Annotated in this window: 12 protein-coding genes; 10 read left to right on the top strand and 2 right to left on the bottom strand. The window is 72.9% G+C overall.

Translation table 11 applies throughout. The annotated features are described in order from the left end of the window. Nucleotides 1-113: 113 nt before the first annotated feature. On the bottom strand, nt 114-1,382 hold the full coding sequence (locus tag OG470_RS06735; protein WP_328421822.1) for a glycosyltransferase: 1,269 nt from the start codon (nt 1,380-1,382) through the stop codon (nt 114-116). A gap of 136 nt (nt 1,383-1,518) precedes the next feature. On the opposite strand from OG470_RS06735, the gene OG470_RS06740 reads away from it, so the two are divergent. The 5 genes from OG470_RS06740 (at nt 1,519) to OG470_RS06760 (ending at nt 6,993) form a co-directional block, all read left to right on the top strand. Beyond that, entirely contained in the window at nt 1,519-2,379 is an 861-nt protein-coding gene (locus tag OG470_RS06740; RefSeq protein ID WP_328421824.1) for an Fpg/Nei family DNA glycosylase, read from the top strand. A gap of 264 nt (nt 2,380-2,643) precedes the next feature. Continuing rightward, a complete protein-coding gene (locus tag OG470_RS06745) occupies nt 2,644-4,215 on the top strand; it encodes a sugar transferase (protein ID WP_328426172.1) in 1,572 nt (523 codons plus the stop codon). A 38-nt stretch (nt 4,216-4,253) separates the two neighbouring features. Beyond that, complete coding sequence (locus OG470_RS06750) at nt 4,254-5,480, top strand: sensor histidine kinase (protein WP_328421826.1); 1,227 nt, start codon at nt 4,254-4,256, stop codon at nt 5,478-5,480. 23 nt (nt 5,481-5,503) lie between these two features. Continuing rightward, nucleotides 5,504-6,265, top strand: coding sequence for a LytR/AlgR family response regulator transcription factor (locus OG470_RS06755; RefSeq protein ID WP_203148278.1), 762 nt, complete (start codon nt 5,504-5,506; stop codon nt 6,263-6,265). A 65-nt stretch (nt 6,266-6,330) separates the two neighbouring features. Further along, entirely contained in the window at nt 6,331-6,993 is a 663-nt protein-coding gene (locus tag OG470_RS06760; protein WP_328421828.1) for a DUF5701 family protein, read from the top strand. 85 nt (nt 6,994-7,078) lie between these two features. On the opposite strand, the gene OG470_RS06765 is transcribed toward OG470_RS06760, so the two are convergent. After that, nucleotides 7,079-7,627 (bottom strand): Uma2 family endonuclease, encoded by a 549-nt coding sequence (locus tag OG470_RS06765; protein WP_328421830.1) that lies wholly within the window; start codon nt 7,625-7,627, stop codon nt 7,079-7,081. A 183-nt stretch (nt 7,628-7,810) separates the two neighbouring features. Between OG470_RS06765 and OG470_RS06770 the strand changes: the two genes are divergently transcribed. From OG470_RS06770 to OG470_RS06790, 5 genes are read left to right on the top strand one after another with little or no spacing between them, the layout of a single operon-like run. Continuing rightward, nucleotides 7,811-8,488, top strand: coding sequence for a response regulator transcription factor (locus OG470_RS06770; RefSeq protein ID WP_328421832.1), 678 nt, complete (start codon nt 7,811-7,813; stop codon nt 8,486-8,488). Between the two features lie 29 nt (nt 8,489-8,517). Beyond that, on the top strand, nt 8,518-9,567 hold the full coding sequence (locus tag OG470_RS06775; protein ID WP_328421834.1) for a HAMP domain-containing sensor histidine kinase: 1,050 nt from the start codon (nt 8,518-8,520) through the stop codon (nt 9,565-9,567). Then, entirely contained in the window at nt 9,564-11,654 is a 2,091-nt protein-coding gene (locus OG470_RS06780) for a DUF4153 domain-containing protein (protein WP_328421836.1), read from the top strand. The genes OG470_RS06775 and OG470_RS06780 overlap by 4 nt, the downstream gene beginning before the upstream one ends. Nucleotides 11,655-11,698: 44 nt before the next feature. After that, nucleotides 11,699-12,112: a hypothetical protein gene (locus OG470_RS06785; protein ID WP_328421838.1), complete on the top strand. Its 414-nt coding sequence runs from the start codon at nt 11,699-11,701 to the stop codon at nt 12,110-12,112. Between the two features lies 1 nt (nt 12,113). Beyond that, entirely contained in the window at nt 12,114-13,754 is a 1,641-nt protein-coding gene (locus tag OG470_RS06790; RefSeq protein ID WP_328421841.1) for a sodium/solute symporter, read from the top strand. Nucleotides 13,755-13,767 lie beyond the last annotated feature (13 nt).

The following is a 13,767-nucleotide window of genomic DNA, read 5'->3' on the forward strand; positions in this document are numbered from 1 at the left end:
GTGCTCGATCCAGGAAACAGGGACATCCGGCCGCTCCGAGGCCACTCTTTCCATGATTGAGCGCGATCTTGCCGGGCCCGCCAACGGGCGGCGGGCAGCCGGGCGGGTCGGGGTCAGGGGTGGTGCGCGGTGCGGGCCATGCCCGCGTAGATGTCGATGAGCTGCTTGGTGACCACGTCGGGGTGGAAGGTCCGCTCGTAGCGGGCGCGGGCGGCCGGGGCGAGCCCGGCGGCACCTGCCCGGGCCACCGGGAGGGCGGCGGCCAGCGCGGCCGCCTCCGGGGCCACCACCCAGCCGGCCTCGCCCAGGCCGATTCCGGCCGGCGTCGGCGACCCGCCGCCCCCGGCGACGGCGGAGGCGATCTCGGCCGGCCCGGTGCCGGCGGGCTCGTGCGGGGCATCCGCGCCGACCAGGTACGGAATGCCGCCCAACGCGGTGCCGAGCACCGGCCGGCCGCTGGCGAACGCCTCGATGATCACGGTCGGCAGCACGTCGTGCCACATCGAGGCGGCGATCACCACCGCGCTCGCCTCGACCGCCGCCCGTACCCCGGCCCGGTCGAGCTGACCCAGGTAGACCACGTCGGGTCGCTCGGCGGCGGCGGCCTCCACCAGCGGGCGCAGCTCGCCGTCCCCGGCCACCCGCAGGGTGCCCAGTGCGCCCACCGGGTGCCGACGCCAGGCATCCAACAGCAGGTCGACGCCCTTCTCGGGGCTCAGCCGAGCCATGTAGAGGAAGCCGTCGCCGAGTGGCGCCGGCCGACCCGGGTCCGGCACGGCGTTCGGCTTCACCACGATCCGCTCGTCCGGAATGCCGTATTCGCGCAGGTGGTCGGCGATCGCCGTGGTGAGCGCGATGTACCGGTCCACCGACCGCCAGGTGCCCCGGTGCACGGCCAGGGTGGTCGCCATCAGCGCGCTCTGCGCCGCCGAGTCGCGGTAGCAGCGGTGCTTGATCGCCGGTACGCCCAACGCCCGACCCTTGCAGTCCTGGCAGATCACGCCATCCCGGAAATAGATCCCCGAGGAGCAGACCTGCCGGTAGTTGTGCACCGTCTGTACCACCGGCACGCCGTGCCGGTGCGCGGTCCGCACCACCCAGGGCGAGAGCAGGGGGTACGGGTTGTGCAGGTGCAGCGCGTCCGGCCGGTGCTCGGTGAGCAGCCGGCTCAGGTCGTGCTGGGCGCGTGGAGCCCAGATCGGCGAGATCGGCAGCAGCGCCTTGGCCGCCTTCGACATCGACGGGATCTCGTCCGAGCTGCGGATGAACGGCAGCACCTCGACGCCGGCAGCGGTGAGCTGAGCGATCTCCGAGTCGACGATCGTGTTCTCGCCGGAGGGCTGGGCTTCCCGGTACCGGTTGTGCGCCACCACGATTCTCACAGCGCTCGCCTTTCGTTCGCAGTCATGCCGGCTCCTGCTCGCGACTGCGGGGCTCGCAAGCTCACTCCTCGCGCTCGTGGCAGGGACTCGCAAGCTCATTCCTCGCGCTCACCGGAAAGAAGGCTACCGTTGTGTCGTGCCCGAACTACCGGAGGTTGAGGCGCTCGCGGGTTACCTGCGGCAGCGCGCGGTGGGGCGGCGTGTCGACCGGCTGGAGATCGCCGCGATCAGCGCCCTGAAGACGTACGACCCGGCACCCGCCGCGGTCGCCGGTCGGGCGGTGGTCGACGCCCGCCGGCACGGCAAGTTCCTCGACGTGCTGTTCGAGGGCGACCTGCACCTGCTGGTCCACCTGGCCAGGGCAGGCTGGCTGCACTACCGGGAGGCGTTCCCGGCCACCACCCCGCTGCGCCCCGGCAAGGGGCCGATCGCGGTACGGGTCCGCCTCGACGACGGCTCCGGGTTCGACCTCACCGAGGCCGGCACGCAGAAGAAGCTCGCCGCGTACCTGGTCACCGACCCGGCGGCGGTGCCCGGGGTGGCCAAGCTGGGCCCGGACGCGCTCGCCGCGGACCTGCCCACCTTCGCCGAGCGGCTGCGCAGCCGGCGTGGGCAGGTCAAGGGGGTGCTGACCGACCAGTCGGTGCTGTCCGGGGTCGGCAACGCGTACTCCGACGAGATCCTGCACGCGGCGAAGCTGTCCCCGTTCGCGATCACCGACCGGCTCACCGACGACCAGCTCGCCACCCTGCACGCGGCCACCCGGCAGGTGCTCGGTGACGCGGTCGAGCGCTCCCTCGGCCAGCGGGCCGCGGAGCTGAAGGGCGAGAAGCGCTCCGGGCTGAAGGTGCACGCCCGCACCGGGCTGCCGTGCCCGGTGTGCGGGGACACCGTGCGTGAGGTGTCGTTCGCCGACTCCAGCCTCCAGTACTGCCCGACCTGCCAGACCGGCGGCAAACCGCTCGCTGACCGCCGGTTGTCTCGACTCGTACGGTGAGTAATTCCACTCGCCGACTACGGAGCGGAATCAGCCCGACTGAGCCGAAGCTCCGGTCCACCGTTCTCGCCACACGCGCATCCATCGGTATAGTGGCCCGGTCCCCGGCTTCTGAAATGGTGCGGAGCCGGCCAGATCCCGCCGGCACCATCGGTCGCCAATCTCCTACGGGGCAGCGACCGGTCGGAGCCCGCGTGGGAGACTGGGACGGTGGGCGACCCGGGCCCTCACTGCGAGTGAGCGGCACGTGTCATGCGGGAGGACATGGGTGAGGTGACGGCAAGCCTCCAGCGCCCGGTAACCAACGAAGGCCGGAGCAAACTCGTGCGGCACGTCGACAGCTTCGAGATCCAGCCGCCGACACCGCCGTCGCACAACGGTGTCCCGCGGTCGGCATGGGCCAGGGCGCGACGCCGTGTCTCCCGCTGGCACCGCCCCTACACGGCGATCCTCCTGCTGCTCGACTTCGCCTCAGCGGCGTTCGCCAGCTGGATCGCGATCCAGCTCTTCGACCAGGCCGCCTCCGGTTTCAGCGGCACCCAGCAGGACCCGACCTGGTTCCACACCGTCTCCTACCTGCTGCTCCCGCTCGGCTGGGTGGTCACCCTCTGGAGCAACCGGGCGTACGACCGGCGCTATCTGGGGCTCGGACCCGACGAGTTCAAGCGGGTGATCCGGGCCGCGGTCACGGTCGCGGCCAGCGTCTCCTTCCTCGCCTTCGCCACCAAGACCGCGCTGTCCCGGTGGACGGTCGGCACGGCCCTGCTCGGGGCGCTGCTGCTCATCCTGTGGGGCCGGTTCGTGGCCCGCTGGGCGCTGCACTACATCCGCCGACGCGCCGGGCAGGCCGCGCACCGGATGGTGCTGGTCGGCACCCTGCCGGAGTGCCTGGAGGTCTACGCGGCGGTCACCCGCAGCCCGGCCGCCGGGCTGGTGCCGGTCGCCATCCACATCACCGACGGCTACGCGGCGGCCCGGGGGATGCCGACCCCGGTGCCGGTACACGCCGGCCGGGACGTCCTGGCCCTGGTCCGGGAGGTCGGCGGGGACACCATCGCGGTCTGCGGGTCGGCCAGCGCCGAGCCGGGCGAGCTGCGTCGACTGGCCTGGCAGCTGGAGGGCTCCGGGGTCGACCTGGTGGTCGCCCCACAGCTGACCGACATCGCCGGCCCCCGGGTGCACATCCGGCCGATCGAGGGCCTGCCCCTGCTGTACGTCGAGGAACCGACCCTCTCCGGGCCGGCGCTGCTGGCCAAGAACCTGATGGACCGGGTCGCCGCCGGCCTCGGCCTGCTGCTGCTGGTCCCGCTCTTCCTGGCCGTCGCCCTGGCGATCCGGATCTCCGACCCCGGACCGGTCTTCTTCCGCCAACCCCGGGTGGGCCACGAGGGACGCACGTTCCGGGTGTGGAAGTTCCGGACCATGTACGTCGACGCCGAGGACCGGCTGGCCAGCCTGGTCGACCGGAACGAGACCGACGGCATGATGTTCAAGATGAAGGAGGACCCGCGGGTCTTCCCGGTGGGCCGCTTCCTGCGGGCCTCGTCGCTGGACGAGCTGCCGCAGCTGATCAACGTGCTCTGGGGTGAGATGTCGCTGGTCGGGCCCCGCCCGTTGCCGGCCGACGACGGCGACTTCCTGGGCGACGTGCGCCGCCGGCTGCTGGTCCGCCCCGGCATGACCGGCCTGTGGCAGGTCTCCGGCCGCTCCGACCTGTCCTGGGACGAGGCCGTCCGGCTGGACCTCTACTACGTCGACAACTGGTCGCTGGCGTACGACCTGAGCATCCTGTGGCGCACCGTCGGAGTGGTGCTCGCCCGCAAGGGCGCGTACTAGGGGTTGGCGCGCCGGGCCGGAGGGGCCAGGATCGCTGCGTGGGTGGCAACCTTTCCGCCGTCGTCGGCGTCGTCTCGCTGGTCACCGCGCTGACCGCGGCGCTGTTGGCCGTACTGCGGCTGCGAGCTCGCCGGGGCATCGCCACCGCCACCCAGCGGGCCACCTACGAGGTGCTGCACACCGCCGGGCTGGCGGCCGAGCCACTGCGGGCGGGGCTGAGCGCGGCGGGCGCGGCGAAGGCCGTACGCCATCTGCGCGCTCTGGTCGGCGCGGCCGGGCTGGCGCTCACCGACGCCGACGAGGTGCTCGCCCTCGACGGGCGCGGCGCGCACCACGGCGAGCAACTGCTCACGGCGGCCCGGCGGGTGATGGACACCGGGCGCTCGACGGTGCTCGGTGAGCACGAGCTGAGCTGCGACCGGGTCGACTGCCCGGTCCGGGGGGCGGTCGTCGCGCCGCTGCACGGCGCGGACGGCCGGGTGGTCGGCGCGCTGGTGGCCATCGCCGACAGTCCGCCGGCGCCCGGGCTGGTGCAGGCCACCCTGGAGACCGCGCACTGGGCCGGCAACCAGCTCGCCCTGGCCGAGCTGGACTCGTCGCGGGAGCGGCTGGCGCGGGCCGAGATCCGGGCGCTGCGGGCGCAGATCAGCCCGCACTTCATCTACAACGCGCTGACCGCGATCGGCTCGTTCGTCCGCACCGACCCGGAGCGGGCCCGGGAGCTGATCCTGGAGTTCGCGGAGTTCACCCGGTACTCGTTCCGGGCGCACGGGGAGTTCACCACGCTGGCCGAGGAGCTGCGGTCGATCGACCGCTACCTGACCATCGAGCGCGCCCGGTTCGGCGACCGGTTGCAGGTGCGGCTGCAGATCGCCCCGGAGGTGCTGCCGGTGACGCTGCCGTTCCTCTGCCTGCAACCACTGGTGGAGAACGCGGTCCGGCACGGGTTGTCCCGCAAGCCGGGCACGGGCATGGTGAGCATCGAGGCCCGGGACGCGGGCGCCGAATGCCACATCACCGTGGAGGACGACGGGGTGGGAATGGATCCGACCACGCTGACCGCCGGCATCGCCGAGCTGGCCCGCAGCACCGGCGACCCGGGCGACGACCCGGGCCAGCACGTCGGCCTCTCCAACGTCGACGAGCGAATGCGGTCGGTCTTCGGGGACCGGTTCGGCCTGGTCGTGGAGACCGGGTTGGGCTCGGGCACCAAGGTGAGCATGCGGGTGCCGAAGTTCCACCCCGGCGTACGGGCCGGATCGTGAGCGAGCGACCCGGGTCGGCTGTGGTGAACGCGTCCGGATTTCTCCGCGTACTGGCGGTGGACGACGAGCCGCCGGCGCTCGACGAGCTGGCGTACCACCTGCGGGCTGACCCCCGGGTCGCCCGCCTGCACACCGCCGGGGACGCCACCGAGGCGCTGCGGCTGCTCCGCGACGGTGACGTCGACGTGGTCTTCCTGGACATCCGGATGCCCGGGCTGGACGGCATGGAGCTGGCCCGGGTGCTGCGCCGGTTCGCCCGGCCACCGGCGATCGTGTTCGTCACCGCGTACGACGACGGCGCGGTGGATGCCTTCGACCTGGGGGCCACCGACTACGTGCGCAAACCGGTCCGTGCCGAGCGGCTGGCCGAGTCGCTGCGCCGGGTGATCGGCTCACGGGTGGTGCCGTCGCATCCGGCGGCGCTGGCCCGGGCGGAGGAGGACCCGACCATCCCGATCGAGTTGGCCGGCACCACCCGGATGCTGCCCCGCTCGGCGGTGCGGTGGGTGGAGGCGCAGGGGGACTACGCCCGGTTGCACACCGCGGAGGGGTCGCACCTGGTGCGGGTCTCGCTGGCCACGCTGGCGGAGCGCTGGGCCGACGCCGGTTTCGTCCGGGTGCACCGGTCGTACCTGGTGCAGTTGAAGTTGATCGCGGAGCTGCGGCTGGTCAACTCCGGCTATGTGGTGGTGATCGACTCGACCGAGCTGCCGGTGAGTCGCCGGCACACCCGGGAGTTGAAGGACAAGCTGGTCAGGGCCGCGAAGCAGGACTGGAGTCGCTGATTCGGGAATGGGACGGCCACTCTCGTACGTTGTACGCTAGTCCGTACGACTTCCGGGAGGCCGCCGTGACCGAGACTCCGTTCGACGCCGAGACCGAGTTCGACCGCCAACTCGACCGACTGGTTGAGCTGGGCTACCCCGCCCTCGCCGAACTGCCCGAGGCCGCCTTCCGCGGTCTGGTCGCACCGCTGCGGGCCAAGGCGGTCGAGGGCGCCGCCGGCCTGCCCGCGCCCACCGACGCCCGGGTGCCGTTCCTGCTGGTCACCACGCGGGACCTGGTCGGGGTGGAGGCCCGGCTGGAGCTCACCACCCTGGCCGGAAAGCGCAAGCCCGGCATTCTCGACCGGCACTACGCCGAGGACGACCTGCCGCGCTTCGACCCGATCAAGGAGTTGGAGGTGCCGGCCGGGCCGGCGTACCTGCTCTTCGACGTCGACCGGGGCGAGGAGTTCCGCAACCTGCCGCCCGCCACGGCCATGGAGGGAATGACCGCCCAGGGTCGGCTGCCGCTCACCATCGACGAAGGGCTCGCCTTCATCACGCTGCACCCGGCCTCGCTGGCCAGCAACAGGTGCTTCTCGCTGGTCGGCTCCCGGTGCGGCGACAAGCGGGTGCCGGCGCTCTGGATCAGCCAGGGCGCGCCGAAGCTGGGCTGGTGCTGGTACGGCAACCCGCACACCTGGCTCGGCTCCGCCTCGGCCCGGCCGGAACGCATCGGCCTGGAGTGACCGCCAGGGTGCGCCGAGTCCATGGAGGATGGCCGTCCGGTCCGTAGCCATCGCTGGCGACCAGGCATGAAGCCGAGTTACCCGGTCAGAAGATGTCGGCCAGCGGAAGGGCGAGGGGAAACGGCTGCTCGGTGCGGTAGACCTCGCCGAGGAGAACCGCCTGCTCGCGGTAACCGCCCGAGCCGTTGACCAGCACGGTCAAGGTCTGCTTAAGGGGTTCCACCAGCCAGTAGAGGGGAATGCCGGCCGCGGCGTACTCGTGCCGTTTGAGCACCAGGTCACGGCCGGCATTGCTCGGCGAGATCACCTCCACGACAAGGAGCACGTCGGCGGGGTCGAGCGCGGCACCGCCGCTGGCCAGTGCGCTCTCATGGGCGACGAAGAGATCCGGCACGAAGTACGAGGAGCGCTTGGCGCTGACCCCGATGTCCTGCCCCACGAGCAGGCCGGCGGGGGCCTGCCGGTCGAGGATCCGACGGAGGCGGTTGGCGACCGCGCCGTGGAAGACGTCCGCATGGGGGGACACGAGCAGGCTCCCGTCGAAGATCTCGTAGACCTGGTCGTCCTCGGGAAGATCCTGGAGGTCGTCCACCGTCCAGGCGTCACCCCAGCCGGGCCGCCCAGGGTTCGTCACCGTCACACCTCCTCTCTACCGGCCCACCCTGACAGCTCGGTCGGTCGTCCACAACGAACCTCGGGTGTTCGCGGAGGCCGGCCGGCATGTCCACCGAGTTATCCACAGGCGTGACCCGTTCTCCACAGGTTGTTCACAACGCCACCCACCGATCTCCACGCCGGCTCCCTACAGTCAGGGCCTATGAGGCAACGCCGGGTACTGGTGGTCGAGGACGAACGAACCATTGCCGAGTCGGTCGCCGCCCGACTCCGCGCCGAGGGCTTCGCGGTGGAGATCGCGGCGGACGGCCCCAGCGCGGTCGAGCAGTTCCGCGCCGGACAGCCGGATCTCGTCGTCCTCGACGTGATGCTGCCCGGCTTCGACGGCCTGGAGGTGTGCCGGCGGATCCAGGCCGTCCGGCCGGTGCCGGTGCTGATGCTCACCGCCCGGGACGACGAGACCGATCTGCTGGTGGGGCTCGCGGTCGGTGCGGACGACTACCTCACCAAGCCGTTCTCGATGCGGGAGCTGGCCGCCCGGGTGCACGTCCTGCTGCGCCGGGTGGAACGGGCCGCCGCGCCCGCACCACCCGCCATCCACCTCGGCGACATTGAGATCAACGAGGCCGAGCGGCGGGTCCGTCGGGCCGGCGCGGACGTACACCTCACGCCGACCGAGTTCGACCTGCTGGTCCACCTCGCCGGGCGGCCCCGCACCGTCCTCCCCCGGGAGCGGCTGCTCGCCGACGTCTGGGGGTGGGCCGAGGGGAGCGGCACCCGCACGGTGGACAGCCACGTCAAGGCGCTACGCCGGAAGCTGGGCGCCGACCTCATCCGCACCGTGCACGGAGTCGGCTACGCACTGGAGGTGTCGTCCTGAGCGCCGTCCTGCTCGCTCGCCTGGACCGGGTGCTGGAACTGCTGCCCCGCCCGCTGGATCCGGTGCGCTCGATCAAGCTGAAACTGGGCGTACTGCTGGTCGCCTCCGGCGCGGCCGGGCTGGCGTACTTCTCGTACGGCATCGGTTGGCCGCCGCCGGTGACCTCGGCGACCGCCATCGCCGTCGCCCTGCTCACCTCGCAGGTGCTCGCCCACGGGATGACCTCGCCGCTGCGGGAGATGACGGCGGCGGCCGGCGCGATGGCCCGCGGTGACTACACCCGCCGCGTACGCGCCACCTCCCGAGACGAGGTCGGCGAGCTGGCTCAGGCGTTCAACAAGATGGCCGAGGACCTGCACGCCTCGGACCAGCGCCGACGGGAGCTGATCGCGAACGTCTCGCACGAGTTGCGTACGCCGATCACCGCGTTGCAGGGCGTGCTGGAGAACATGGTGGACGGGGTGGCCGCACCCGAACCCGCGGCGCTGCGCTCGGCGCTGTCCCAGACCGAGCGACTCGGACACCTCGTCGCCGACCTGCTCGACCTGTCCCGCCTCGATGCCGGGGTGGTCCCGCTGCGGCGGGTCCGCATCGACGTGGGGGACTTCCTCGACGAGGCGGTGGAGCACGCCACCGCGAGCGCTTGCGGCGCGGGGCTGGACGTGCGCTTCCGGCTCCGCGAGCTGGCGGTGCCGCTGACCGTGCACGCCGACCCGTGGCGGCTGCACCAGGTGTTCGCGAACCTGCTCGACAACGCGGCGCGGCACAGCCCGCCCGGCGGCACAGTGCGGGTGAGCGCCGAGGAACACGCCGGCCAGCTTCGCTTCGAGGTGAGCGACGAGGGCCAGGGGATCCCACCGGCGGAGCGCTCCCGGGTGTTCGAACGGTTCACCCGTGGCGATCGGGCGGCCGGCGGCGGGACCGGACTCGGCCTGGCGATCGCCCGGTGGGTCGTTGAACTGCACGGCGGCCGGATCCGGGTCCTCGATCCCGCCGAACAGACCGGAGGCACCCAGCCCGGCTGTCGCATCCAGGTCACCATCCCCAGCGACGGGCCATACCGAGAAGAGGCCGCATGACCAGCCCTGGCAGCACCCACGTCCCGGCCGGCGACCCGCGACCTCCCGTTCCGGGCAGGCCCGGCCAGCCCTGGTTCGGCCCCGGCCCGGCGCTCCCGCCAGCGACCGGCCGGCCCCAACCCTGGCCCGCACCGCCGGTCACGCCCCGGCCACCCTCGCTGCTCGAACGTCGTTGGCCGGGGCCGTCCGGCGCCGCCCGCCCGGTGGTCCTGGCCGCGCTGACGGCGGCTGCGGCGATCGGTGCCTCGACGCTGTCGGTGGTTCGCCCCGGCGTCGGCTGGCTGGTGGCCGCGCTGGCCGCCACCGTCGCCCTCGTCACCGCCAGCGTCATCCGACCCGGGACGTCGCTGCGGGCGGAAATACCGCGACAGACCAGCTCTGGCGATTCGGCGGCGCGGGCCACGACCGCCGCACCCGACGCGGCCACGACCACCCCGGTCACCGCCACCACGCCACCAGCACCACCCACGACCGCTCCGCCCACACCCCCCGGCCCGACCACGACCCTCACGCCTGCCCCGACACCCGCAGCGCCGCCGACCACCGCCGAGTCGCCGACGGCACCCGCCACCGTGACCGCAGTGCCGCCCAACACTCCCGGTCCGACCACGACAGCCGCACCACCGCCCACCGCAGCGCCGCCCACCACCGCCGAGTCGCCGACGGCACCCGCAGCCACCGCGACCACAGCGCCGCCCACCACCTCCGGAGCGGCCACGACAGCCGCACCATCCACCACCGCACTGCCGCCCACGACCTCCGGATCGGTCACGACAGCTGCGGCGGCGGTCGCCCGTCCCGGTGCCACGGGGGCACCGGGGCGGGTGGCGGGGGCCGTCTGGGCCGCCGCGACCGTCGCACTGGTCGCGGTCGGCTCGGTCCGGGCCGCCGGCTGGCTCTTCGCGCTCTGCCTGATCGCCGCCGCGGTCACCGCGACGCTCGCGGTGACCGGCGGGCGAAGCCCGTTCGGGATGCTGGTGGCCGCGATGCTGCCGCCCGCCGCCACGGTACGGGCGCTCCCCTGGGCGGTACGCGGGCTGCGCCGCACCCGCCCGGCCGGCCCCGGGGTCGGACGCCTCCTGACCAGCCTCGCGGTCTCGGCCGGGCTCCTGACACTGTTCGGTCTGCTCTTTTCCTCCGCCGACGCGGTCTTCGCCGACCTGGTCGCGGGTCTGCTGCCGGACATCGCACTGGGCGGTGGCGTCGGCTGGCTGGCCCGTCTGCTGCTGATCGGCCTGGGCCTGCTCGGCGGCGCGTACCTGGTCAGCCGCCCACCCAACCTGGAAGGGCTGCGGGCGGCACCGACCCGACCGGCGCACCGGCTGGAGTGGACCCTGCCACTGGTGCTGCTCGACGCCCTCTTCGCCGCCTTCGTGTCGGTCCAGCTGACGGTGTTCTTCGGCGGCGCGGGGCACGTGCTGCGTACGGCCGGGCTCACCTACGCCCAGTACGCCCGCGGTGGGTTCTGGCAACTGCTCGCCGTCACCGCGCTCACCCTGCTGGTGATCGCGATCGCCGCCCGGCGGGCACCACAGTCCACGAGGGCCGACCGGCTGTTGGTCCGCGTGCTGCTCGGCACGCTTGCCGCGCTCAGTCTGGTCGTCGTCGCCTCCGCGCTCTACCGGATGCAGGTCTACGCCGACGCGTACGGTGCCACCCGGCTGCGGCTCGTCGTGGCGACCGTCGAACTCTGGCTCGGGCTGCTCTTCGTCCTGGTCGGGGTGGCCGTGGTACGGATGCGAGCCGACTGGCTGCCCCGGCTGGTGATCGGCACGGCGGTGCTGGCTCTGCTCGGGCTGGCGGTGGTCAACCCGGACCGGCTGATCGCCGACCGGAACGTCGACCGGTACCTGGAGACCGGCCGGTTGGACGTCGGTTACCTCTCCCGGCTCTCGGCCGACGCCGTACCGGCACTGGACCGGCTGCCCGAACCGATGCGGTCGTGCGCGCTGCGGGAGATCGCCGCCGAGTTGCCCCGGGACGGCCTCTGGGCCGCGAACCTCGGCCGGGAACGGGCCCGGCGGGAGCTCGGCCCGACCCCGGCGACCGCCAGCGTGACCGACTGTCCCGATCTGCGGCGCTGGTGACCGCGACCGCTTGACAATCGCGCAGGGCGGGCGAGACTGCCGGGGTGGCCAAGCAACTTCCTGACGTCAGGTCGGGCGGTGCGGTACCGCCGCCCCGGCGGACCCGGATCGTGCTGGCCGACATCACCCGGCAGGACACTCGTGCCGAGCGGACCCGCGCCGAGCTGGCTCAGCAGACCCAGGTCGGCGAGGCGTTGGTCCGCGGCCTGGTCCGGGCCCAGCTCGCGCTGGCGCTGCGGCTCTCGCTGGTGGTGGCGATCGGGCTCGGCGGGCTGCCCTGGCTGTTCGCCATCGCACCGTCGCTCGGCCGGACCACCGTCGCCGGCGTCAACCTGCCCTGGCTGCTGCTCGGTGTGGCCTCCTTCCCGTTCCTGATCGGCGTGGGCTGGGCGTACGTGCGGCTGGCCGAACGCAACGAACAGGACTTCACCGACCTGGTGCAGCGGCCGGAGCGCTGAGGTGGCCAACGACTACGTGGTCCCGGCCATCGTTGCGGTCACCCTGGTCACCGTCGGGATCGGCTTCTACGGGCTACGGCTGGCCCGGACGACCTCCGATTTCCTGGTCGCTTCCCGGGCGATCAGCCCGACCTGGAACGCCGCCGCCATCGGCGGGGAGTACCTGTCGGCGGCGAGCTTCCTCGGCATCGCCGGCCTGGTCCTCAAGTACGGCGTGGACGTGCTCTGGTATCCGGTCGGGTTCGCCGCCGGCTACCTGGCCCTGCTGCTCTTCGTGGCCGCGCCGTTGCGCCGTTCCGGCGCGTTCACCCTGCCCGACTTCTGCGAGCTGCGGCTGGGCTCCCGCCGGCTGCGCATCCTGGCCACGGCCTTCGTGATCTTCATCGGCTGGCTCTACCTGGTGCCGCAGTTGCAGGGCGCCGGGCTCACCCTGGCCACGGTGGCCGGCTCCCCGTACCCACTCGGTGCCCTGCTGGTGGCCGGCGTGGTCACCGCGAACGTGGCACTTGGTGGGATGCGGGCGATCACCTTCGTCCAGGCGTTCCAGTACTGGCTCAAGCTGACCGCGCTCGCCGTACCGGTGATCTTCCTGGCGTTGCAGTGGCAGGCCGACGGCCGGCCCGCGGTGACCCCGCCCGACGGGCCGACGTTCCGGGCCGCGACCACCGTCGTGGTCGAGCACCGCGCGACCCTCACGCTGCCCGACGGCGAGATCCGGGAGGTACACCCCGGCGATGAGTTGACCTTCGCTGCCGGCGACCCGGTGCCGGAGGTGTCCGGGGTGGCCACCGACGCCAACGACTGGTTGCTGCCGAGCACCGCCGGCGACGACGACCGGGGCCTGTTCGCCACGTACTCGCTGATCCTGGCCACCTTCCTGGGCACCATGGGCCTGCCGCACGTGCTGGTCCGCTTCTACACCAACCCCGACGGCGCGGCGGCACGCCGGACCACCCTGGTGGTGCTGGCCCTGGTCGGCGCTTTCTATCTGCTGCCCACCCTGTACGGGGTGCTCGGTCGCATCTACACCCCGCAGTTGCTGGTCAGTGGGCAGACCGACGCCGTGGTGGTGCTGCTGCCCGGCGCGGCCCTCGGCGACGGGCTGACCGGGCGGTTGCTCGCCGCGCTGGTCGCGGCGGGCGCGTTCGCGGCCTTCCTGTCCACCTCGTCCGGGTTGCTGACCAGCGTCGCCGGAGTGATCTCGACGGACGTGCTGGGCCGGGGCTCGGTGCGCGGCTTCCGGCTGGCCACGGTGATCGCCGGTGGTGTGCCGGCGGTGCTGGCCCTGCACGTCTCCGGGTTGGACGTGTCGCAGGTGGTCGGACTGGCCTTCGCGGTCGCCGCGTCGAGCTTCTGCCCGCTGCTGGTGCTCGGCATCTGGTGGCGCGGGCTGACCGACCTGGGCGCCGCCGCCGGGGTGCTGGTCGGCGGTGGCGCGGCGATCGGCGCGGTGCTGGTCACCGTGCTCGGCCCGCCGTTGTCCGGCTGGCCGGCCACGCTCATCGCGCAGCCGGCCGCCTGGACGGTGCCACTGGCCTTCACGGTGATGGTCGCGGTGTCGATGGCGACACGTCGACGGGCCCCCGCCGACGTCGCTGCCACCATGCTCCGCCTGCACACCCCCGAAGCCCTCCGCTTGTGAGGACAGCCGTCCG

It is taken from the genome of Micromonospora sp. NBC_00389, from assembly GCF_036059255.1.
Taxonomy (GTDB): Bacteria; Actinomycetota; Actinomycetes; order Mycobacteriales; family Micromonosporaceae; genus Micromonospora.